General features: G+C 71.0%; 24 protein-coding genes. 15 read left to right on the top strand and 9 right to left on the bottom strand.

Going from position 1 to position 21,540, the window contains the following annotated elements; genetic code table 11:
* Positions 1-8: 8 nt before the first annotated feature.
* Both pheT and MKK68_RS22120 read left to right on the top strand, forming a co-directional pair.
* Positions 9-2,429 carry a phenylalanine--tRNA ligase subunit beta gene (pheT, locus tag MKK68_RS22125; RefSeq protein WP_244032954.1) on the top strand — a complete coding sequence of 807 codons (2,421 nt, stop codon included), beginning with the start codon at positions 9-11 and terminating at the stop codon, positions 2,427-2,429.
* A gap of 76 nt (positions 2,430-2,505) precedes the next feature.
* Positions 2,506-3,381, top strand: coding sequence for a DUF1186 domain-containing protein (locus MKK68_RS22120; RefSeq protein WP_244032953.1), 876 nt, complete (start codon positions 2,506-2,508; stop codon positions 3,379-3,381).
* Here MKK68_RS22120 and MKK68_RS22115 read toward each other — a convergent pair.
* From MKK68_RS22115 to MKK68_RS22105, 3 genes are all read right to left on the bottom strand, one after another.
* On the bottom strand, positions 3,370-4,155 hold the full coding sequence (locus tag MKK68_RS22115) for a HesA/MoeB/ThiF family protein (protein WP_244032952.1): 786 nt from the start codon (positions 4,153-4,155) through the stop codon (positions 3,370-3,372). The two genes, MKK68_RS22120 and MKK68_RS22115, sit on opposite strands and share 12 nt — an antisense overlap.
* Before the next feature lie 154 nt (positions 4,156-4,309).
* Complete coding sequence (gene infC, locus MKK68_RS22110; protein ID WP_243933822.1) at positions 4,310-4,831, bottom strand: translation initiation factor IF-3; 522 nt, start codon at positions 4,829-4,831, stop codon at positions 4,310-4,312.
* Positions 4,832-5,088: 257 nt separating this feature from the next.
* Positions 5,089-6,318, bottom strand: a complete 1,230-nt coding sequence (locus tag MKK68_RS22105; RefSeq protein WP_244032951.1) for a glycosyltransferase family 4 protein — start codon at positions 6,316-6,318, stop codon at positions 5,089-5,091.
* A gap of 157 nt (positions 6,319-6,475) precedes the next feature.
* On the opposite strand from MKK68_RS22105, the gene MKK68_RS22100 reads away from it, so the two are divergent.
* A complete protein-coding gene (locus tag MKK68_RS22100) occupies positions 6,476-7,267 on the top strand; it encodes an alpha/beta hydrolase (RefSeq protein ID WP_244032950.1) in 792 nt (263 codons plus the stop codon).
* Here the strand turns inward: MKK68_RS22100 and MKK68_RS22095 are convergent.
* Positions 7,254-7,538 (bottom strand): DUF1150 family protein, encoded by a 285-nt coding sequence (locus MKK68_RS22095; protein WP_147729167.1) that lies wholly within the window; start codon positions 7,536-7,538, stop codon positions 7,254-7,256. The two genes, MKK68_RS22100 and MKK68_RS22095, sit on opposite strands and share 14 nt — an antisense overlap.
* Positions 7,539-7,649: 111 nt before the next feature.
* A complete protein-coding gene (locus tag MKK68_RS22090; RefSeq protein ID WP_147729168.1) occupies positions 7,650-8,078 on the bottom strand; it encodes an Hsp20 family protein in 429 nt (142 codons plus the stop codon).
* Positions 8,079-8,454: 376 nt separating this feature from the next.
* Here MKK68_RS22090 and MKK68_RS22085 point away from each other — a divergent pair, with 376 nt between their 5' ends.
* The 7 genes from MKK68_RS22085 to MKK68_RS22055 all read left to right on the top strand — a co-directional run bounded on the left by MKK68_RS22085 (position 8,455) and on the right by MKK68_RS22055 (position 12,989).
* Complete coding sequence (locus tag MKK68_RS22085) at positions 8,455-8,946, top strand: hypothetical protein (protein WP_243949163.1); 492 nt, start codon at positions 8,455-8,457, stop codon at positions 8,944-8,946.
* Between the two features lie 115 nt (positions 8,947-9,061).
* The gene (locus MKK68_RS22080) at positions 9,062-9,556 is read left to right on the top strand and encodes a Tat pathway signal protein (RefSeq protein ID WP_405044425.1); all 495 of its coding nucleotides are present in this window, start codon (positions 9,062-9,064) and stop codon (positions 9,554-9,556) included.
* A 121-nt stretch (positions 9,557-9,677) separates the two neighbouring features.
* Positions 9,678-10,367, top strand: a complete 690-nt coding sequence (locus MKK68_RS22075) for a MotA/TolQ/ExbB proton channel family protein (protein WP_244032948.1) — start codon at positions 9,678-9,680, stop codon at positions 10,365-10,367.
* 114 nt (positions 10,368-10,481) lie between these two features.
* Positions 10,482-10,979 carry a protein TolR gene (tolR, locus tag MKK68_RS22070; RefSeq protein WP_147729000.1) on the top strand — a complete coding sequence of 166 codons (498 nt, stop codon included), beginning with the start codon at positions 10,482-10,484 and terminating at the stop codon, positions 10,977-10,979.
* Between the two features lie 3 nt (positions 10,980-10,982).
* A complete protein-coding gene (locus MKK68_RS22065; protein ID WP_244032947.1) occupies positions 10,983-12,020 on the top strand; it encodes a TonB family protein in 1,038 nt (345 codons plus the stop codon).
* A gap of 327 nt (positions 12,021-12,347) precedes the next feature.
* Entirely contained in the window at positions 12,348-12,728 is a 381-nt protein-coding gene (locus MKK68_RS22060) for a hypothetical protein (RefSeq protein ID WP_147842349.1), read from the top strand.
* 9 nt (positions 12,729-12,737) lie between these two features.
* Positions 12,738-12,989, top strand: coding sequence for a BrnA antitoxin family protein (locus MKK68_RS22055; protein ID WP_147842350.1), 252 nt, complete (start codon positions 12,738-12,740; stop codon positions 12,987-12,989).
* A gap of 12 nt (positions 12,990-13,001) precedes the next feature.
* On the opposite strand, the gene MKK68_RS22050 is transcribed toward MKK68_RS22055, so the two are convergent.
* The 3 genes from MKK68_RS22050 to MKK68_RS22040 are packed head-to-tail and all read right to left on the bottom strand — an operon-like array spanning position 13,002 to position 14,769.
* A complete protein-coding gene (locus MKK68_RS22050) occupies positions 13,002-13,466 on the bottom strand; it encodes a YaiI/YqxD family protein (protein ID WP_244032946.1) in 465 nt (154 codons plus the stop codon).
* On the bottom strand, positions 13,463-13,699 hold the full coding sequence (locus MKK68_RS22045; protein WP_243933859.1) for a hypothetical protein: 237 nt from the start codon (positions 13,697-13,699) through the stop codon (positions 13,463-13,465). Before MKK68_RS22045 ends, MKK68_RS22050 begins: the two co-directional genes overlap by 4 nt.
* On the bottom strand, positions 13,696-14,769 hold the full coding sequence (locus tag MKK68_RS22040) for an adenylate/guanylate cyclase domain-containing protein (protein ID WP_244032945.1): 1,074 nt from the start codon (positions 14,767-14,769) through the stop codon (positions 13,696-13,698). The genes MKK68_RS22045 and MKK68_RS22040 overlap by 4 nt, the downstream gene beginning before the upstream one ends.
* A 294-nt stretch (positions 14,770-15,063) precedes the next feature.
* On the opposite strand from MKK68_RS22040, the gene MKK68_RS22035 reads away from it, so the two are divergent.
* Both MKK68_RS22035 and MKK68_RS22030 read left to right on the top strand, forming a co-directional pair.
* A complete protein-coding gene (locus tag MKK68_RS22035) occupies positions 15,064-15,903 on the top strand; it encodes an aldo/keto reductase (RefSeq protein WP_147729258.1) in 840 nt (279 codons plus the stop codon).
* Positions 15,904-16,037: 134 nt separating this feature from the next.
* Positions 16,038-17,261, top strand: a complete 1,224-nt coding sequence (locus MKK68_RS22030; RefSeq protein ID WP_244032944.1) for an OprO/OprP family phosphate-selective porin — start codon at positions 16,038-16,040, stop codon at positions 17,259-17,261.
* 29 nt (positions 17,262-17,290) lie between these two features.
* Here the strand turns inward: MKK68_RS22030 and rfbH are convergent, their stop codons facing one another.
* The gene (gene rfbH, locus MKK68_RS22025) at positions 17,291-18,637 is read right to left on the bottom strand and encodes a lipopolysaccharide biosynthesis protein RfbH (protein WP_244032943.1); all 1,347 of its coding nucleotides are present in this window, start codon (positions 18,635-18,637) and stop codon (positions 17,291-17,293) included.
* A gap of 164 nt (positions 18,638-18,801) precedes the next feature.
* Here rfbH and rfbF point away from each other — a divergent pair, with 164 nt between their 5' ends.
* From rfbF to MKK68_RS22010, 3 genes are read left to right on the top strand one after another with little or no spacing between them, the layout of a single operon-like run.
* Positions 18,802-19,569: a glucose-1-phosphate cytidylyltransferase gene (gene rfbF, locus MKK68_RS22020; RefSeq protein WP_244032942.1), complete on the top strand. Its 768-nt coding sequence runs from the start codon at positions 18,802-18,804 to the stop codon at positions 19,567-19,569.
* The gene (gene rfbG, locus MKK68_RS22015) at positions 19,554-20,645 is read left to right on the top strand and encodes a CDP-glucose 4,6-dehydratase (RefSeq protein ID WP_244032941.1); all 1,092 of its coding nucleotides are present in this window, start codon (positions 19,554-19,556) and stop codon (positions 20,643-20,645) included. The genes rfbF and rfbG overlap by 16 nt, the downstream gene beginning before the upstream one ends.
* Positions 20,642-21,502 (top strand): class I SAM-dependent methyltransferase, encoded by an 861-nt coding sequence (locus MKK68_RS22010; RefSeq protein ID WP_244032940.1) that lies wholly within the window; start codon positions 20,642-20,644, stop codon positions 21,500-21,502. The genes rfbG and MKK68_RS22010 overlap by 4 nt, the downstream gene beginning before the upstream one ends.
* Positions 21,503-21,540 lie beyond the last annotated feature (38 nt).

Here is a 21,540-nt window from a genome sequence, read left to right as displayed (position 1 = left end):
ATTCAAACATGAAATTTACCCTCTCCTGGCTCAAGGACCACCTCGACACCGAGGCGTCCCTCGACGTGATCGCCGAGACGCTCACCCGCATCGGGCTCGAGGTCGAGGGCATCGAGGACAAGGCGGCGGCGCTGAAGCCCTACGTGGTGGCGAAGATCCTCACCGCCGAGCAGCATCCCAACGCCGACCGGCTCAGGGTCTGCAGCGTCGACGCCGGGGACGGGCAGCCGCTCCAGGTGGTCTGCGGCGCGCCGAACGCGCGCGCCGGCCTGCTCAGCGTGTTCGCGCCGCCGGGCACCTACGTGCCGGGCAAGAACATGACCCTCTCGGTGGGCAACATCCGCGGCGTCGAGAGCCGCGGCATGCTGTGCTCGGGGGCCGAGCTCGGCCTCGGGGACGACCACGACGGCATCCTCGAGCTGCCGGCCGACGCGCCGGTGGGCACGCCCTACGCGCTGTGGGCCGGGCTCGACGATCCGGTGATCGAGATCAACCTGACGCCGAACCGCCCGGATTGCGCCTCGGTCCACGGCATCGCCCGCGACCTCGCCGCCACCGGCATCGGTACCCTGAAGCCCCTGGCCGAGCCGCGGATCCGCGGCGAAGACCCCTGCCCGGTCGCCGTCGCCCTCGACATTCCCGAGGCGGCGCGCGACCTCGCCCCGCACTTCGCCCTCCGCCGCGTGCGCGGCGTGCGCAACGGGTCCTCGCCGGACTGGATGCAGGCGCGGCTGCGTGCGATCGGCCTTCGCCCGATCAACGCGCTGGTCGACATCACCAACTACATGACCTTCGACCAGGGCCGGCCGCTGCACGTGTTCGACGCCGCCAAGGTGGCCGGCGGCCTGACCGTCCGGCTCGCCCGCGAGGGCGAGACCCTGAAGGGCCTCGATGGGCGCGAGCACACGCTCGGCGGCGAGATGGTCGTCATCGCCGACGACAACGGCGTCGAATCCATCGCCGGCATCATCGGCGGGGCGGCCTCGGGCTGCGACGCCTCCACCACCGACGTGCTGATCGAATCGGCGCTGTGGAACCCGGCCAACATCGCGCAGACCGGACGGCGGCTCGGCGTGATCACCGATGCGCGCTACCGCTTCGAGCGCGGCGTCGACCCGGCCTCGACGCTGCCCGGGCTCGACCGCGCGACGCAGCTCGTCCTCGACCTCTGCGGCGGGATCCCGTCCGAGGCGACGATCGCCGGCGCGATGCCCGAGACCGACCGCGTCGTCGACTTCCCCTGGACCGAAGTGCGGCGTCTGGCCGGGATCGAGCTGTCCCGCGCCGAGATGACCGTCACGTTGGAGGCGCTCGGCTTCCAGGTCTCCGGCACCGGCGACCGGGCGAAGGTGCTGCCGCCGTCGTGGCGGCCCGACATCGAGGGCGAGGCCGACCTCGTCGAGGAGATCATCCGCATCGCGGGCCTCGACCGGATCGAGCCGAAGCCGCTGGCGCCGCTGGCCGGCCTCGCGCGCCCGACGCTGACGCTGATCCAGAAGCGCACCCGCCGCGCCAAGCGCGCGCTGGCGAGCCGCGGCCTGATGGAAGCGGTGACGTGGTCGTTCATCCCGCACGACGACGCGGTGCTGTTCGGCGGCGGCGGCACCGACCTGGTGCTGGCCAACCCGATCGCCTCGGAACTCTCCGACATGCGGCCGAGCCTGGTGCCGGGCCTGCTGCGCGCGGCGCAGCGCAACGCCGACCGCGGCTATCCCGATGCCGCCCTGTTCGAGGTCGGGCAGTGCTTCGCCGGCGACACGCCGGAGGGACAGACCATCCGCGCCGCGGCCGTGCGCCGGGGAACGGCCAACCTCGCGGGCGGCGGGCGCCACTGGGACGGCACCGCGCCGACCGTGGACGCCTTCCAGGCCAAGGCCGACGCGATGGCGATGCTGGCCGCCCTCGGCGTTCCGACGGGCGGGCTCCAGGTCGTGGCGGGCGGCCCGGACTGGCTGCATCCCGGCCGCTCGGGCACGCTCCAGTTCGGCCCGAAGAACCCGGTCGGCTTCTTCGGCGAGGTGCATCCGCGGGTGATGAAGGCGCTCGATCTCAAGGGCACCCTGGTGGCGTTCGAGATCGTCCTCGACGCGATCCCGGCCCCGAAGCTGAAGCCGACCAAGACCAAGGGCGCGGCGACGCTCTCGGACTTCCAGCCGCTGTCGCGCGACTTCGCCTTCGTCGTCGGCCGCGACGTCGCCGCCGGCGAGATCGTCAAGGCGGCGGCCGGCGCCGAGCGCAAGCTCGTCACCGGCGTCGACGTGTTCGACGTCTACGAGGGCACCGGCATCCCGGACGGCTCGAAATCGGTGGCGATCGCGGTGCGGCTGCAGCCGCTGGAGCGGACGCTGACCGATGCGGAGATCGAGGCGGTGAGCGCCCGGATCGTCGCCGAGGTCGGCCGCAAGACCGGCGCGACGTTGCGCGGCTGAACCCCGCGCCCCGACGACCATACCGGCGCGCGACCTGCACGCGACGCGATCGGCACGCAACGAGGGCGACCCGACCATGACCGACGCCGAAGCGCTCCGCCAGGCACTGTCCCTTGCCGAGACCCTGCCCGAGCCGCTGCTGCGTCGCGCCCTGGCCGAGCCGGATCTCGTCGCGGACGAGACCCTTCGCCTCCTCTCGGTGGCGGCCGAGGGCGCCGAGCTGACGCCGGAGCAGGAGAACCTGCTGTTCTGGGGGCTGCATGTGCTCGCCCATGCCCGCGATCCGCGGCTGCTCGCTCCGCTCCTGCGCTTCCTGCGCCAGGACGAGGAGAGCGTGGACGCGGTGCTCGGCGACGCCGTCACCACGACGCTCGCCCGCATGATCGCGAGCCTGTTCGACGGGCGGACCGACGGGATCTTCGCGCTGATCCTCGACAGCACGGTCGACGATGCGGTGCGCCAGGCGCTGCTGTCCGCCTGCGTCTTCCTGGCGATCGAGGGTCGGATTCCGCGCCAGACCCTGCGCGACCTGCTGGTCCGCTTCGACGACGCGAAGGCCGCCGTCGAGGAGACGGTCGGCTGGATCGCCTGGGAGGAGGCGATCGCCTATCTCGGCCTGCGCGAGCTCGCCCCGCGGGCCGAGGCGGCCCGGCGCGACAAGCGCATCACCGACGAGTTCAGCGATGCCGCGTGGTTCAAGGAGACCCTGCGCGAGGCCGAGCGCAAGCCCAACGACCGGTCGCGCCTCGACGCGTGGAACCACGGCTACCTCGACGACCCGATCGTTCAGCTCGCCTGGACCAAGGCCGGCTACGGCCTGCCGACGGTCAACCCGTTCAAGGACGTCGGCCGCAACGATCCCTGCCCGTGCGGCAGCGGCAAGAAGTTCAAGAAGTGCTGCCTCGGCAAGGTGGATGCCGAAGCGGAATGGACCCCGCCATCAGGCTTGTGACGGCACCGCGCCGCTGAGCGGGTTCGCCTCGTCCCAGGCGTAGCCCAAGGTCTCGAACCGCATCGCGCGGGCATCGACCATCAGCAGCCGCCCGACCAGCGGCTCGCCGAAGCCGGTCACCGCGCGGATCACCTCCATCGCCATCAGCGAGCCCATCACGCCGGCGAGCGCCCCGAGCACGCCGGCTTCCGCGCAGGGCGGCACGGTGCCGGGCGGCGGCGGGTTCGGGAACAGGCAGCGGTAGGTCGGGTTCGGGGCGCCGTCCGGCCCGGTCTCGTGGGCGCGGATCGTCGTCAGCGTGCCGTCGAAACGGCCGAGGGCGGCGGTGACCAAGGGGCGGCGCGCCCGGTAGCAGGCGTCGGACACGGCGTAGCGGGTCGCGAAGTTGTCCGAGCCGTCGGCGACGACGTCGTACGCGGCGGCCAAGGCTTCGGCGGATGCGGCATCGATCCGGATCGGATGGGCGACCACCGTCACGTTCGGGTTGAGGCGGGCGACGGCGTCCGCGGCGCTCTCGACCTTCGGGCGGCCGAGATCTGGTGTGCCGTGGATGATCTGGCGCTGCAGGTTCGAGAGCGAGACCGTGTCGTCGTCGATGATGCCGATCGTGCCGATGCCGGCGGCGGCCAGGTACTGGATCAGCGGGGCGCCGAGCCCGCCGGCACCGATCACGAGCACGCGCGCCGCCTTCAGCCTGCCCTGCCCGGGGCCGCCGATCTCCGGCAGCACGAGGTGGCGGGCGTAGCGTTCGATCTCGTCGGATGTCAGGGCCATGCGCAGCAGATAATCCGCGCGACCGGCCGGTGAAAGCGCGACGGCCCGTGAAAGGCGCATGGTCTGGGAATGGCGACGCGCGACCGCATCATGAAAAACGCCGCCTCGCGGAGCGAGACGGCGTTTTGGAATTCCACGGGCCTCGGCGGAGCGATCAGCGCGGCGCCAGGATCATGATCATCTGGCGGCCTTCGAGCATCGGCTCGCTTTCCACCTTGGCGATCTCGGCGGTCTCGGTCTTCACCCGCTCGAGCAGGCGCAGGCCGATATCCTGGTGCGCCATCTCGCGGCCGCGGAAGCGCAGGGTCACCTTGACCTTGTCGCCCTCCTCGAAGAAGCGCTGCACCGACTTCATCTTGGTGTCGTAGTCGTGCTTGTCGATGCCGGGGCGGAGCTTGATCTCCTTGACCTCGACCGTCTTCTGCCGCTTGCGGGCCTCGTTCTGCTTCTTCTGTTCGTTGAAGCGGAAGCGGCCATAATCGAGCAGCTTGCAGACGGGAGGAACGGAGTTCGGTGCGATCTCGACGAGGTCGAGGCCGGCCTCTTCGGCCAGGGCCAGAGCATCGAAGAAGGCGACGACGCCCCGGTTCTGGCCGGTGTCGTCGATGAGCTGCACTTCGCGCACGCCGCGGATATCCCGGTTGGCGCGAGGCCCGTCCTTCTGCGGGGCCGGCATGGCTCTCATGGGTCTACGAATGGCGGTGTTCTCCTGATGCAACGACGAAACGGCGGCCCCTGGCATCCCGTTCCAGGCTGCCCAGACCACCGATCGCTCCGGCCTATCCCGGACAGCTTACCTTGGCCGAACCGTGCGGCAAGTCAACACATGCCGCCGTTTCAACGCAAAACCATACCGGCTCCCGCGATGCGAAAACCTTTTCCCCGATGTGAAGCCTGCAGGCCAAAAGAACAAGCCCCCATCGCGACGCGGGGTCAGGCGGGCTCCGATCGGCCGAGCAGCTTGGCGTAGATCGCCAGCGTGTCGCCGACCATGCGCTCCAGGGAGAAGTTCGCCTCCACATGGGCGCGCTCGCGGCGGGCCAGCGCGTCGCGCGCGCTGGCGCCGAGCGACAGCGCCTCCGTGAGTGCCGCCGCGAGCGCCGCCGCATCGCCGGCGGGAACGCGCCAGCCGGTGCGCTGGCTGGCCGACACTTCGGGCGGGCTCAAAACGGTTTCGGGGACCGCGCCGAGATCGGACACCACCACCGGCGTGCCGAGCGCCTGGGCCTCGACGGCGGAACGGCCGAACGCCTCCGGCTCGACGGAGGGCACCGCGACGACCGAGGCGGCCCGGAAGGCCGCCGGCATGTCGGTGCAATGCCCGACGCGGCGGACGACGCCCTCGAGCCCGCGCGCCACGACCAGCGCGTCGAGCTCGCGCTCGTAGGCGACCCTGCCCTGGGAGTCGCCCGCGAGCACGATGGCGAAATCGGCGACGCCCTGCGCGCGCATCAGCGCCGCCGCCTCGATCAGGATGCGCTGACCCTTCCACGCGGTGAGGCGGGCCGCCAGCAGGACGACGCGCTCGTGGGGGGCGACGCCCCAAACGCGGCGCAACGCCTCGACCCGCGCGGCGCCGACCGAGACGGGAGTGAAGGCGGAGAGGTCGGTTCCGCGGTGGATCACCTGAACCCGGTCGCCCGCCTGCTCGGCATGCAGGCGACGGATCAGGTCGGCGGTGTAGTGCGAGTTGGCGATCACCACGTCGCCGCGCGCCATCACCGAGTTGTACAGCACCTTCACGCCGGTACGGCCGGAATAGCTGCCGTGATAGGTCGTGACGAAGGGCAGCTTCAGCCGTCGCGCGGCGCCGAGCGCGACCCAGGCCGGGGCGCGGGACCGCGCATGGATGATCTGCACGCCCTCGCGCCGGCACAGGCGCGCCAGGCGGCCGACGTTGAGGGCCATATGAACGGGGTTCTTCGACGCCGCCGGGAACGGCAGGCAGATGCCGCCCTTGGCCTGAAGCTCGCCGACGAGGCGCCCGCCTTCCGTCGCGACCAGCGCACGCGCACCCGCCGCCGCGAGGCCGGCCGCGATGTCGACGGTGGTGCGCTCGGCACCGCCGGCGTCGAGCTCGGGAATGATCTGGAGGACGCAGGCACCGGCCAGCGGCGACGCGTCGCCGGGGAAGCCGACCGACGGACGGGAATCGCCGTTCATCGGCGGCTGCGCGGCGAGAGGGCGCAGGCGGGCCGCGGCCGCAGGGAAGCGTTCATTGTCATAGGATCACGGGTACGCTTTACGGTCTGGTAAACGGCGGCTGAAGACGCGGCGTTCAGGTCGGGAACGCGCGGGCCGGGCGAATCGGGAGAGCGGGATGCGGGACGGGACGACGTTGGAGCACGTCGACGTCGGCGAAGGAGCGGACCGACGCCGGATCGCCGTGCGCGTGCGCGACGGGGCGGGTCCGGCGATCGTCTGGCTCGGAGGCTTCCGCTCGGACATGGGCGCCACCAAGGCGATGGCGGTCGACGCCTGGGCCGCCGCCGAGGGGCGGCGCTTCGTGCGGTTCGATTATTCCGGCCACGGCGAATCCGAGGGCGAGTTCTCGGCCTGCACGATCTCGACCTGGCTCGCCGACGCCGAGGGCGTGCTCGCCGCGCACGCGCCGGAAGCGCCGGTGCTGATCGGATCCTCGATGGGCGGATGGATCGCCTGCCTCGCGGCGCGAAACCTCGCGGCGCGCGGGGCGTCGGCGCCGACCGGCCTCGTGCTGATCGCGCCGGCCCTCGACTTCACCGAGGATCTGATGTGGGATCGGTTCCCGCCGGAGGTGCGCAGCACGCTGGAGCAGGACGGCGTCTGGCTGCGCCAGAGCGCCTACGCGCCCGAGCCCGACGCGATCACCATGGCGCTGATCGAGGATGGCCGGCGCAACCGCCTGCTGACCGGCGCCCTCGACCTGCGCTGCCCGGTCCACATCCTCCAGGGGATGAACGATCCGGACGTGCCGCACGCCCACGCCTTCCGCATCCTGGACCGGCTGCCGGCGGCGGGCACGGTCCTCACGCTGATCGCGGACGGCGACCACCGCCTGTCGCGGCCGCAGGATATCGCGCGGCTGCTCTCGGCGGTGGCGGAGATGGCGAGACCGGCTAGTGCAGGCTGACCGGGAAGAGGTCGTGCTCGGCGGCGTTGGCGAGGATCACCTCGCGCGAGTCCGCGAGCAGTATCGGCGCGCCGCTGGCCGACAGGAGCGCGAACAGGTCGAGGCCGGGCGTCAGCTGCGGCGCCTGCGGGAACAGCCGCATCACCTCGTCGGAGCGGATCGAGCGGACGTAGGCGATGTGCCCTTCGCCCAGGGCCGCGAGGTCGGCAGCGTTGAATTCGGCCGGATCGAGGTCGGCGGCCGTCAGCGGGGAGGTGTTGAGGTCGGTCATGTCGTGCCCTCCTTTCGAGGCAGAGCAATCGGCCCGGAAACGATCCCGTCTTGATCGAACCGATCCGGCGATCGTGGGCCTGATCCTGATGTGGGGTGCTTTTCCCGCGGATCAATCGCGCTCGAGGATGGCGATGCGGCGCACCACCCGCTCGGGCTCGGGCCGCGCCAGATCGATCGAGAGCAGCCCGTTCGACAGGTCGGCGCCGAGCACCTCCATCCCGTCGGCCAGCAGGAACGCACGCTGGAACTGCCGCGCCGCGATGCCGCGGTGGAGGAACAGCCGCTCCTTGTCGTCGACCTGACGGCCGCGGACGATCAGCTGGTTCTCCTCCAGCATCACGTCGAGCTGGTCGCGCGTGAAGCCGGCCACCGCCAGGGTGATCCGCAGGCGGTCCGGCTCCCGATCGGTGCGGGCCAGACGCTCGATGTTGTAGGGCGGGTAGCCGTCGTTGGCGGCCTTGGAGACCCGGTCGAGGGCCTGCTCGATCTCGTCGAACCCGAGCAGGAACGGGTGTCCGAACGGAGATGGACGGGTCATCGGCGGCAACACCCCTGTGGAGGCCCCGTGCCCGAATGCCGGTGGACGCCTCGTCGCGGGGCCCGCTGGCGGCAGCGCCCCTTCCGGCCCAGCGGCCCGGCACGCCAAGATATGGACGAGGCGACCCGGCCCATCAAGGGACGCCGCGCCGCGCCGAAGGCGGGAAGCACGGGCAGAAGCGGCAACGGACGGCGGGATCTTTCGGCAACAGACGACGGCCGAGAACAGGGATGTATTCGTAACAGTTTGGAACGGCTCTGATTTTCGGCCGTGCCCTTGATCCTTGCCCTCCACCTCGGATACTTCCGCCCCGCAGGCACATTGCGGTCCGTTTCAGCGTGACGAAGCGGTGCGGCAGGCACTTTCCGGAGGCCGAATGTCCGCACCGATCCTGTCGAAGCATGCGCCGATGCCGCGGGTGGCGGAGGTCTGCGGCGACGACGCGGAGGTGCTGGCGCTCTCGGTCGCCCGGTTCGTGGCCGCGGGCTACATGACGCGGGACATCGCGTGCTGGGATGCGGCGTTCGACGGTGCGGAGACGCTCCTCGGCGCCGAGGCCGGCGGCCGCTTCGTCTCCGGGATCGTCGGGGTCGTCCGCGCGCTGCGCGCCGAGCGGGCCGATGACGGGCCGTTCATGCCGGCGACCTGCTGCCGGCTGACCGGGCACGAATGCGCGCTGGTCGGCCTGATCGGGCGCGGCCGGCGCAGGCTCTGGGGCGAGGTCGAGCGCGGCGCGGCCGCGATCACCGGCCGGCCCGAAGCGCCGCGCCTCGTCGCCGCGCTGCGTGCGGCGGTCGGGCCGATCGACGAGGCCGCGGGGCGTCTCGGAGCCTCGAAGCGCCGGCCGGACGGTGCGGCCCTGCACTGACCGGACGGAGCCGGACCCGACCGGATCCTTCCGGGGCGAACGAGATCGATGCGGCGCAGGGCGCCGGGAGACCGCCGCGGGGCGGAGGATGGAAAGCGAGTCGATGGCTGAACAGATGCTCGGGCGAGGCGTCCCGCTCTACCGGCGCCGGATCGGGCGCCTCGCGCTCGACACGGCGGCCAGTGCCGGGCTGTCGCTCGTGCTGGCGGCCTCGCTCGTCGTGTCGGCGACGGCGCAGGACGCCGGATCCGCCGACAAGGCCGCGCCGATCAAGCTCCAGCTCAACCGGCTCGAGCCCGCCGACGATTCGTGCCGCGCTACCATCGTCGTCGACAACAGCCGTGGGACGGCCCTGAAATCCTACAAGCTCGACCTGTTCGCCTTCGACACCGACGGGATCGCGCAGAAGCGGGTCGCCGCCGAGCTCGGCCCGATCCCTGCCCGCAAGACCACCGTCAAGATCTTCAACTTCCCCGGGATCGCGTGCCCGAAGCTGAGCCGCGTGCTGCTCAGCGACGTGCTCGCCTGCGAGGGCGGGGACGCCACCCGCGAATCCTGCCTGGAGCGCACCGAGACCGAGACCAAGGCGAACGTCCCGTTCGATCGCTGAGCCGACCTCGCCGGCGGGCACGCCGGCGAGACCTCGTGAGAACCGACCCGCCCGACGGCCTCGCGCCGCCGGGCGGCCCGCGGCCGTTGCCGCATCCGAATGACACCCGAGGGAACCCGCAATGGATCCGACTTCCGCCCCGATCGACGCCGGTCACGACTTCTCGTTCGTGGGCCTGTTCCTGCAGGCCGACCCGATCGTGAAGGGGGTGATGATCCTGCTGGTGGTCGCCTCCCTCGCCTGCTGGACCGTGGTGTTCGAGAAGATCGTCCGGCTCGCAGCCGCCCGGCGGCAGGCCAAGGCGTTCGATGCGCTGGTGCGCTCGGGCGGCAACCTCGAGACCGGGATGAAGGGCATCGCCGGCCACGTGGTGAAGGCGGCCCTCGACGCCTGGCGCGACCAGGACGCCTCGGAGACCCGCGCCGAGCGGCGCGACCGCATCGAGCGGGCCATGCGCGCCGCGCTGACGCTGGAGGTCAAGCGCCTGCAGAACGGCCTCGCGCTCCTGGCGACCTCCGGCTCGACGGCGCCGTTCGTCGGCCTGTTCGGCACGGTCTGGGGCATCATGAACTCGTTCTCGTCGATCGCCCGCAGCCAGGACACCTCGCTCGCGGTGGTGGCGCCGGGCATCGCCGAGGCGCTGTTCGCCACCGCGATCGGCCTCGTCGTCGCGATCCCGGCGGTGATGGCCTACAACAAGCTCGCCAACGACGTCGGGCGGATCCAGAGCACCTTCGTCTCCGGCATCGGCGTGCTCAGCAACCGTCTCGCCCGCGACCGCGGCGTCCAGCACCGCGCCGCCGCCGAGTAGCGCCCCCCGGCGATCTCACTTTGCGCGAGCCCGGCCCCGCGAAGGGCGGCCGGGCCTTCCATTCCCGCAGCGGCCGCCCTCGAGGGCCGGGCCGCCGATCCCGGAGGACGCCGCATGGCGATGGGTTCGATCCGCGCGAGCGGTTCCGACGATGACGATCTCGACACCGCACCGATGTCGGAGATCAACGTGACGCCGATGGTTGACGTCATGCTGGTGCTGCTGATCATCTTCATGGTCGCGGCGCCGCTGATGACGACGGGCGTGCCGGTGCAGCTGCCGAAGACCTCGGCCGCCAAGGTCGCGCAGTCGCAGAAGCCGGTCGAGGTGACGATCGACAAGGACGGCAAGCCGTCGATCGCCAAGGAGATCTTCACGAACGAGACGCTGATGCCGCGCCTCCGCGCCATGGCGGCCGAGAACAAGGACCAGGTGATGCTGGTCCGCGGCGACAAGGACGTGCCCTACGGCAAGATCATGGAAGTGATGGGCCTCGTCGGGCAGGCGGGCTTCACCAAGGTCTCGCTGATCGCCCAGTCGCCCGGCGGTGCCGCGCCCGGCGCGGCTCCGGCGGCGGCCGCAGGTGGGGCGGCCAACGGGGCGGCTCGGTAAGCCATGTCCGTCATCGCCGACACCGGGGCTCCCGAACCCCGCACGTCCGGGCTCGTGCCCGCCTTCCTCGTCGCGCTCGTGCTGCATCTCGGCGCGCTGGCCGGCCTCGCCCTGTTCAAGCTGACCCCGCCGGCTCCCCCCGGCGAGCAGCAGATCTCGATCGACCTCGCCCCGCTGATGACCGACGCGGACACGCAGGCGCCGAGCGAGACGCAGGCGAGCGAAGCCGCTCCGCCGGAAACCAAGCCGGTCGAGGACCCGGCCGAGGCGGAGCCGACCAAGCCGCCGCCGGAGGTGGCCGAAGCGAAGCCCGACGAGGCCGTGGTCGCGCCGCCGCCGCCCGCGTCCGTCGCGGAGGTCCCGCCCGACGCCGTCGCGGTCGAGCCCGAGAGCCAGATCATCACCTCCCAGGCCGAGCAGGCCGAGCCGCTGGCGCCCCCGCCGCCGGTGGTCGCGCAGGCGCCGGAGCCCGAGAAGCCGGCCGAGCCCCAAAAGCCGAAGGTCGACCTCGCCAAGCTCAAGGCCGAGCGCGAGGCGAAGCTCCGGGCGCAGAAGCGCCGGGAAGAGCTCGAGGAGGCCCGCCGCGAGGCCATCGAGGAGCGCAAGGAGGCGGTCCGCGAGGCGAAGGCCAAGGCCGCTCGCGAGGCCAAGGCGAAGCAGGCCCAGGCCCAGGCCCAGGCCCGCGCGGGCGCGGAGAGCCGGAGTTCCGCATCGTCCTCACGCGAGAACGCGTCGGGCCGGGCCTCGGCCGGGAGCGATCCGAGCGCCATGCGGCAATGGACCGGGGCGATCAGCTCGGCGATCCATGGCCGGATGAACCCGGGTGCCGCGAGCGGCACGGCCGGCGGCACGGCGATGGTGCGCTTCACCGTGCTGCGGTCCGGCCAGGTGACGAGCGCCGGCCTGGCGCGCAGCAGCGGCGTCAGCCAGATCGACAGCGCGGCGCTCGGCGCCGTGCGCGGGAGCCTGCCGGCGGCGCCCGCCGGCGTGACCCAGTCGAGCCTGTCGGTGACGATCCCGCTCAATTATCGCGTGCGCTGAACCGACGTCCGAGCCGCCGGCGGAAGGTGCCGCCGGCGGTCATACGTTCGTTCGTCGAAGGTTAGGCTACGGCTGCACGGGAAAAGTCGCCGTGACTTGCCTTCGACCAGGCCGCGGCATTCGCCATCGGGGCCTCCGGCGTGCTACACAATCACTCGTTCCGCACGCCGCGACGGGTTCGCGGTGGATCGGCGGAGACGATGCGAACCGGCCGCCCACCTGTCCTCGGGTTGCGCCGAGCCTGCCCATCCCGACGCAACGGCGCGCTCCTGCGGAGCGTGGAGCGCCCTTGTCGTGACGGGACCCGGACGGGACGAAAGGAATATGATGAGCGACGAGATCGATACGGGCGCGGACGCCGAGGACGAAGTCCGGACGCCGGAAGAGGAAGCCAAGCACAAGGCCGAGGAGCGGGCCGAGCGCGCGGAACGGGCCGAGCGCATGCAGCGCGAGGGCGCCCAGGCCATGGCGGAGCACATCGCCTCGATCAAGGCCGTCGACGAGCGCACGGTCCGCCTGCGGGCGCTGCGGCTCGCCAAGGAGGCCGCCGACGCGCAGGCCAAGGCCGCCGAGGTGAAGCCGCTGACGAAGGCGGCCGCCGCGAAGGCCAAGGCGGCGGAGAAGGCCGCAGACAAGGCGGCCGACAAGGCCGTCGCCGAGAAGGCGGCCGCGAAGAAGAGTGCGGCCAAAGCCGCCAAGAAGGCCTGAGGCGCGACCATGGCCTTCGACCGCACGCGCCGCATCACCGATCCGCGTCAGGCGGCCGAGGCCGCCTTCAAGGCGGCCACCACCGCCAAGCCCGCCCCGGCGGCCGCACCGCCGGCCCCGCGCCAGCCGCAGGCCGCCCCGGGCGCGCGGGAATCGGTGACGCTCCGCCTCGACAGCGCCGTGCTCGCGCATTTCCAGAAGGACGGCCCGGGTTGGCAGGACCGCCTCAACGACGCGCTCAAGGCGCTCGTCGCCGGCTGACGCGCCACGCCGTCAGGTCGAGCCGCGCCGGATGCGGTTCACCGCACGGTCGAGGGCGCCGAGGAACTCGGACCGGTCGCGCGCCGAGAACGGGCGCGGCCCGCCGGTGATCGCGCCGGCCTCGCGCAGGTCCTGCATCAGGTTGCGCGTCGCCAGCGCCATGCCGATCGACGCGTCCGAGAACGGCTTGCCGTTCGGCCCGATCACCGTCGCGCCCGCCTTCACGCAGCGGCTGGCCAGCGGCACATCGGCCGTGACGACGATGCTGCCCGGCCCGGCACGTTCGGCGATCCAGTCGTCGGCGGCATCCATCGCGTCGCCGACCACCACGCGCTCGATCCAGGGCTCGCGCGGCACGTTCAGGAAGCTGTTGGCGACGACGTAGACGTGCAGCCCGTAGCGGGCGGCGACGCGATAGGTCTCGTCCTTCACCGGGCAGGCGTCGGCGTCGACGTAGATCGCCGTCGAGCCGATCATGACGGCCGCCTCGCGGCGGCGCGCCGCTCCGCCGTCGCTCTCGGCCGACGGGCCTTCGGCACCAGGCGCGCCGAGAATCCCGCGACCATCAGGAGCACGCCAAGGGCGAACTGCGCTTTCGAGATCTCGCCGCCGATCGACAGCACGATCGCCCGGCCGACCACGACGATGCCGGCGAGCGGCAGGCCGTAGCGCAGCAGCATGCGCAGGGCGGTGAGCCAGCGTCCGCTCATCGCGCGACCCGAAGCGCCGGCCGCTCCGCCTGGATCGGCTGGGGCATCTCGGGGGCCGGCCGCTCCAAGGTCGCCACCGAGAGCGGCTGGCCGCGCCCGCGCAGGGCGTGGGCTCCGAGGGACCGCGCCGCGATCCCGGGCGGCAACCCGCCGAGGCGGGTGAGCAGGTCCTGCGAGATGAGGATGTTCACGCCGAGCGGCCGGCACAGCGCCTCGATCCGCGAGGTGACGTTCACCGCGTCTCCAAAATAGGCGATCTTGTGCCGGTCGACGCCGACTTCCGCCGTGACCACCGATCCGCCGTGCAGGGCCGCGCGCAGCCGCGGCACCGTGCCGAAGCGCGCGGTCCACGCCGGCGCATCCGCCTCGATTCGGTCGAGCACGTCGAACACGCAGGCGACGCAGCGCGCCTCCTTGAGGCCGCGCGCCATCGGCCAGGTGATCATGGCGAGGTCGCCGATGTAATCGTCGGTGGAGCCGGCGTTGCGCCGCACCGGCTCGGCCAGCGTCGCGAAGATCGCGCCGAGATATTCCTGCGCCCGGAGGTCGCCGTGGGTCTCGGCGAAGGCGGTGGAGCCGACCACGTCGAAGAACAGGAAGATGCGCTCCTCCCGCACCGGCTTGTGGTAGCGCCCGACGAGAAAGTTCACGAACACCTCGCCGCCGATCAGGTCGCGCATCCGCACGACGAAGACTAGCAGCGCCGAGACCGCGAGCGAGTAGGCCAGCACCCGCGGCGTGATCCGGACCGCCGCCGACAGGCTGTCGGCGGTGAGCCCGAGCGACCAGACCACGAGGCCGCCGAGTGCGCAGCCGAGCGCGATCATCAGCACGTAGAGCAGCTCGGCCGAGGGCACGTACAGCATCGCCGGGAGGCGGCGCAGGCGCGTCTGAAGCCCGGAGAGAATCAGCCCGCGATCGAACGACAGCACCGTCACGCCGACGGCGAGACCGTAGATCAGGCCGGCGGCGAGCGAGGTGCCGCCGACGAACAGGAGGTTGTAGAGAAGGCCGGCCCCGCCCGATGCGACGACGATCAGGGCCCAGAACCAGCGATGCTGCGGCAGCATTCAGCGATCCGCCTGGGCGGGGAGCGGGACGGGAGGCGGACAGGCAGCGTGCACGAAACCGATCCTGAAGCGTTCTCGAACCGGAGAAGGACGTAGCCCGCGGGACGGCGCCCCGTTTCGGAAACGGGACATCGTCCAAAGTCTAGGTCCGGACCCCGTGCCGAGCCATTGCTCAACGTCCCATGATGGCGCGATTAAGGCGCGGGCGCCATCCGTTCGCCGATCGGGCGGCCGCGCCGCAGACATCGGACCTTCGGGGCGCGCCGCGCGCCCTAGCGAGACAGGATCCACGCGATGCACGCCAGACCCTTCGGCTCGACCGGCCTCAACGTCCCGGTCATCGGGCAGGGCACGTGGCACATCGATGCCACGGCCCGCGACGGCGCGGTCGCCGCCCTGCGGGCGGGCATCGATGCCGGCATGACCCACATCGACACGGCCGAGATGTACGGCGACGGCGAGGCCATCGTCGGCGAGGCGATCCGCGGCGTGCGCGAAGAGGTCTTCCTCGTCTCCAAGGTGGTTCCGGGCAACGCGACGCGGCGCGGGGTGGCGCGGGCCTGCGAGCAGTCGCTGCGGCGGCTCGGGACAGACCGGCTCGACGCCTACCTGCTGCACTGGCCCGGCAGCCATCCGCTGGAGGAGACCATCGCCGGGTTCGAGGACCTGCGGCAGGCGGGCAAGATCCTGGCCTGGGGCCTGAGCAACTTCGACGTCGACGACCTCGACCGGGCGCTGCGCATCGCCGGCCCCTACCGCATCGCCTGCAACCAAGTGCTGTACCATCTCGGCGAGCGGGCGATCGAGCACGCGGTGCTGCCGTGGTGCGCCGCGAACGGGGTCGCGCTCGTCGGCTACTCGCCCTTCGGCAGCGGCGACTTCCCGAACCCGTCGAGCGCCGGCGGCCGCGTGCTCGCCGGCATCGCCGCGGCGCACGGGACGACGCCCTACGCCGTGGCCTTGGCGTTCCTGACGCGGATCGAGAACACCTTCACCATCCCGAAGACCGGCCGCGCATCGCGGGCGATCGAGAATGCGGGCGCGGCGAAGCTTCATCTCAACGCGGCCGAGATCGCGATGATCGAGGCGCAGTTTCCGCGCGGGCCACGGCCGCGAACCCTGCCGATGCTGTGAATCGCGTGCGGTCGGCGCCGCCCTGTCGCGATACCGTCAGCGATCCCGGGCTATCGGTCGTCCTGGGCACGGGCGGGGAGCTCTCGGAGACGATGATGGCGAAGCGGTCGATCGCGCGTCGATGCCTGGCCGCCATGCTGGCCGGTGGTGCGGCCGTCGCCGCCGGCAGCGTCGCGGCCGCGCCGCTGGCCGGACCCTACGGCGAGACGCTGACGATCGACGACAAGGGCATCACGCTGCGCTTCCCGGACGACGCGGCCCAGCTTCGGATCGGCGGCAAGCTGCAGCTCGATTTCGGGGCGGCCGGCATCCGCCAGCCGGGGTTTGCCGAGCCGTTCTCCGACAACGTCGGCGTCCGGCGCTCGTGGATCGAGAGCTACCTGACGCTCGGCAAATCCATCGAGATCGCGTTCCAGTACGATTTCGCCGACCCGATGCGGCCGATCAACGATGCGGCGATCGCCTGGAAAGGCATCCCGGATATGATCCTCACGGTCGGCAACATGAAGGAGCCGTTCAGCCTCGATCAGCTGATCAGCGACAACAACACCGTCTTCACCGAACGCTCGCTCGCCGACGCGTTCGCGCCGGCCCGCAACTTCGGCTTCGCGATCGGCCGGAGCGGGGCGGACTGGAGCGTCGTCACCAGCGTCTTCGGCGGCAACGCCAACACCGGCATCCGCAGCGAGGGCGTGGCCTCGACCACCCGCGCCACCTTCGCGCCCATCCACACCGACGACGCGGTGCTGCATCTCGGCATCGCCGGGAGCTATCGCAGGCTGCCGCGGGACGAGACGCCGCTCGCCCTGTCGAGCCGCTCCGAAGCCTTCCTGTTCGCCCGCCCGTTCGTGAACACCGGCGACATCCGCGATGCAGCGAGCATCGGCCGGATCGGGCTGGAGGCGGCCTACCGCACCGGACCGCTGCTGATCCAGGCCGAGTACATCCGCACCGAGGTGTCGCGCTTCGACGGGGCGCGATCGGTCGCGTTCCAGGGCGGCTACGTCGAGGCGAGCTACGTGCTCAACGGCGCCGGCCGCGCCTACGCCGTGACGCCGAAATACGGCACGACCTACGCGATCTTCGAGGGCGTCAAGGTCGGCGAGGACGCGCGGGTGAGCCGCGGCGGGATCGGCGTGTTCGAGGTCGCCGCCCGCGTCAGTGCGATCGACCTCGACGACGGCACGGTCCGCGGCGGGATCGAGCGCGACGTCAGCGTCGGGGTGAACTGGTACCCGGACCGCAACGTGCGGATCATGGCCGACTACGTCCGCTCGCGGACCGCGCCGTCGGCGCTCCAGGGCGGCCGCGCCGTCGATGCCGACGTCTTCATCGGGCGGTTCCAGCTGTACTGGTGACGCCGACGCCGCGCGGCCGGTGCACGCGCTCAGCCGGCGAAGAACGCGCCGATGCTGTCGACCATGTAGGCGATCGCGTCCGGCGAGATCCCGGGATAGACGCCGATCCAGAAGGTGTCGTTCATCACCCGATCGCTCGCCGAAAGGTCCCCCACCGTCCTGAAGCGCCGCTCCAGCATGTAGGGCTGGCGGGTGAGGTTGCCGCCGAACAGCAGCCGCGTGCCGATCCGGTGACGGTTGAGGTGCTTCAAGAGGTCGTTGCGCCGGCCGCTCTCGCGCAGCGTCAGGGGGAAGCCGAACCAGGACGGCTCGCTCAGCGGCGTCGCCTCGGGGAGGATCAATCGGTCCTCGAACCGGCGCAGGCCGTCCCTCAGCAGCGCGTAGTTGCGCTTGCGCAGCGCGATGAAGCCGTCGAGCCGGTCGAGCTGGGCGACCCCGACCGCGGCCTGCATGTCGGTGATCTTCAGATTGTAGCCGAGATGCGAGTACGTGTATTTGTGATCGTAGCCGTGCGGCAGGTCGCCGAGCTTCCAGTCGAAGCGCTTCTTGCAGGTGTCGTCCTGGCCCGGCGCGCAGTAGCAATCCCGGCCCCAGTCGCGCAGGGATTCCAGCGCGCGCTTGAGCCGGCTCGACCCGGCGAAGACCGCCCCGCCCTCCCCCATGGTGATGTGGTGGGCCGGATAGAAGCTGAGCGTGCCGACATCGCCGAAGGTGCCGACCATGCGGCCGTCATAGGTGGCCCCGAGCGCGTCGCAGCAATCCTCGACGAGGAACAGGTCGTGCGCCTTGGCGAAGGCCGTGACGGCGCCGAGGTCGAACGGGTTGCCGAGCGTGTGGGCGACGACGACCGCCCGCGTCCGCGGCGAGAGCGCAGCCTCGAGCGCGCGGACATCGAGATTGTAGGTCGGGATCTCGACGTCGAGGAAGACCGGGACGAGGCCGTTCTGCAGGATCGGGTTGACGGTGGTCGGAAAGCCGGTGGCGCAGGTGATCACCTCGTCGCCGGGCACGAGCCGCCGGTCGCCGAGCAGATGCGAGGTCAGCGCGGTCACCGCGAGGAGGTTGGCCGAGGAGCCGGAATTGCAGGTCAGGCAGTAGCGGGCGCCGATGAAGCGCGCGAGGCGCCCCTCGAACGCCGCGTTGAAGCGGCCGGTGGTCAGCCAGAATTCGAGCGCGGAATCGACGAGCAGCCGCATCTCCGGGGCGCCGTAGACGCGGCCCGAGACCGGAACCGGCGATGCGCCGGCCTCGAACGGGCGCGGTGCATGGGCCTTCGACGCGTAGAGATCGACGAGGCGCAGGATCTCGTCGCGGATCCGGTCCGCGCTGGCCGTGGCGTCGAGAGTGGGCGCTTCCGTCCCGTCACCGTCCGCCATGCACCGACATTCCCCATTCCTGTCGCACGGGCGGCTGTTCGAGGCCCCTGCATCGCGCGAGAGCCGCGCGCGAGCTATCGTCCGGTATGGTTAACGGAATGGAAACGCCCTGACACTACGGGGTACCGTCGAACCGGTGCGGGCAGGGTGGGAGCACGGCACTCATGAAGGTCGTCATTTTGGCCGGCGGCCGCGGCACACGGCTCGGCGAGGAGACCATGATCCGGCCCAAGCCAATGGTCGAGCTCGGCAACAAGCCGATCCTTTGGCACATCATGAAGTACTACTCGTCCTTCGGGCTGACGGAATTCGTGATCTGCCTCGGGTATAAGGGGTACATGATCAAGGAGTTCTTCTCGAACTATTTCCTGCACACGTCCGACGTGACGATCAACCTGAAGAACAATTCGACCGTGATCCACAACAGCGTCGCCGAGCCCTGGCAGATCACGCTGGTCGAGACCGGCGAATCGACGATGACCGGCGGCCGCCTGCGCCGCGTGCGCAACTACGTCGGCGACGAGGACTCCTGCATGACCTACGGCGACGGGCTGTCGGACGTCGATCTCGACGCGCTGCTCGCCTTCCATCGCGCGCACGGGAAGCGCGCGACGGTGACGGCCGTGTCGCCGGCGGCACGCTTCGGGGCCATGGCGCTCGACGGCGAGCGCGTGGCGGTGTTCCAGGAGAAGCCGGCCGAGACGAACGACTTCATCAACGGCGGCTTCTTCGTGCTGTCGCCGCAGGTGCTCGACCTCGTCGAGGGCGACGACGTGATGTGGGAGCAGGAACCGATGGAGGCGCTTGCCGCGCAGGGCGAGCTCGCCGCGTTCCGGCACCACGGCTTCTGGCATCCAATGGACATGCTGCGCGACAAGATCCATCTCGACGGGCTCTGGGCCGACGGCACCGCGCCGTGGAAGCGGTTGTGATCGCCGGCGCCCTGCCGAGCCCCGCCTTCTGGCGCGGGCGCCGCGTGCTGCTGACCGGCCATACCGGCTTCAAGGGCACGTGGCTCGCGCACTGGCTCGGCGCTCTCGGCGCCGTCGTGACGGGCTTCTCGCGCGATCGCCTCGAAGGCCGGAGCCTGTTTCGAGACGCCGGGCTCGGCGACGGCCTCCTCGACCGCAGGGGCGACGTGCGCGACCTCGCGGTGGTCCAGGCCGTGATGGCGGAGGCGGAGCCGGAGATCGTCCTCCATCTCGCCGCGCAATCCCTGGTGCGGCGCTCCTACGCGGATCCGGTCGAGACCTACGCGACCAACGGCATGGGCACGGTGAACGTGCTTGAAGCGGCTCGCCTACTCGGGAACGGCTGCCTCGTCCTCGTGGTCACCAGCGACAAGTGCTACGAGAACCGCGAATGGCCGTGGGGCTACCGGGAGAACGAGGCGCTCGGCGGCCACGATCCCTACAGCGCGAGCAAGGCCTGCGCCGAGCACGTCGCCTCCGCCTACGCCCGGTCGTACGGACCCGGGGCCGGCCTGCGCACCCTGACCGCGCGTGCCGGCAACGTCTTCGGCGGCGGCGACTGGGCGCCGGACCGGTTGATCCCGGATCTGGTGCGGGGCTTCCGCGATGCGCGGTCTGTGGCGATCCGGAACCCGGATGCGGTCCGTCCGTGGCAGCACGTGCTGGAACCGCTCTGCGGCTACCTGGTGCTGTGCGAGCGCGCCCACGACGCGCCGGACCTGCTCGGCCAGGGCTGGAACTTCGGCCCGACGGCGGGAGGCGAGGTGTCGGTCCGCCACGTCGCCGATGCGGTCGCCAGGCTGTGGGCGGCCGACGCGCGCTGGCACGAAGCCGGTGTGCCGGGGCAGCTCCACGAAGCCGGATTGCTGCGCCTGGATTCGACGCGGGCCCATCGCATCCTGGGCTGGCATCCGCGCTGGAGCCTGGAGCAGGGCCTGGCGGCGAGCGTCGCGCTGTATCGCTCGGACCTGACCGGCGCGCCGCTGCGCCGGCTCCTGTCGAGCCAGATCGCGCGCTACACGGGGATGCCGACATGAAGATCGCGAAAAGCTGCGTCTGCTGCGATGGGACGGCGCTGCGCCGCGTCCCGGCGGTGCTGATGCCGTTCCTCGCCCATCGGATCTTCGGCTGGGACAGCGTCGAGATCACGCCGGACTGGGCGATGCGCGACCTGACGCTCGGTCGCGCCTACAGCGTCTGCAACACGCTGGCCTGCGAGGGCTGCGGCCTGCTCTTCCTCGACATGCGCTTCGACGACGCGGAGATGGCCGCGCTCTATGCCGATTATCGCGGCCCCGCCTATCGTGCCCAGCGCGAGCGCTTCGAGCCGGGATACGGCGCCCGCAACGACATCCTGCTGAGCGGCAACGCTTACGGGCCGACGATCGAAGCCTTCCTCGCGCCCTTCGTCGGCGCCTCGCCCCGTGTTCTGGACTGGGGCGGCGATACCGGCGTCAACACGCCTTTCAGAGGCAAGGCCTCGGCCCACCACATCTACGACATCTCGGACAGACCCGTCGTCGCCGGAGCCGAGAGGGTCAGCTCAGATCGCGCACGGAACGGTGAATACGATCTCGTCGTATCGAGTCATGTTCTCGAGCATGTCCCCTTCCCGCTCGATCAGCTGCAACAGATCGTTGACGCCATGACGCCGAAATCGGTTTTCTATCTCGAGATCCCGCACGAGGACATCGTTCGCGACATCGCCGAGCTTCCCCAGCGCGCAGCGGCGAAACGACATTGGCACGAGCACATCAATTTCTTCAGCGTGTCGTCGGTCGAGGCGATGTTCAGGAGGGTCGGCCTGACAGCATTGAAGCAGGAATCCCATCCGCTTCGTGCAGGCGGAAAAGATTTTCACGGGCTTTCGATCGTCGCTCGTTTGACCGCATGACTGCGGTTCTCGACACCCCGCCGATTTTCAGGGCGGAC

The organism is Methylobacterium sp. E-016, from assembly GCF_022829745.1.
In the GTDB taxonomy this organism is placed as follows: domain Bacteria; phylum Pseudomonadota; class Alphaproteobacteria; order Rhizobiales; family Beijerinckiaceae; genus Methylobacterium.
This window is presented reverse-complemented; position numbering and strand designations above follow the sequence as displayed.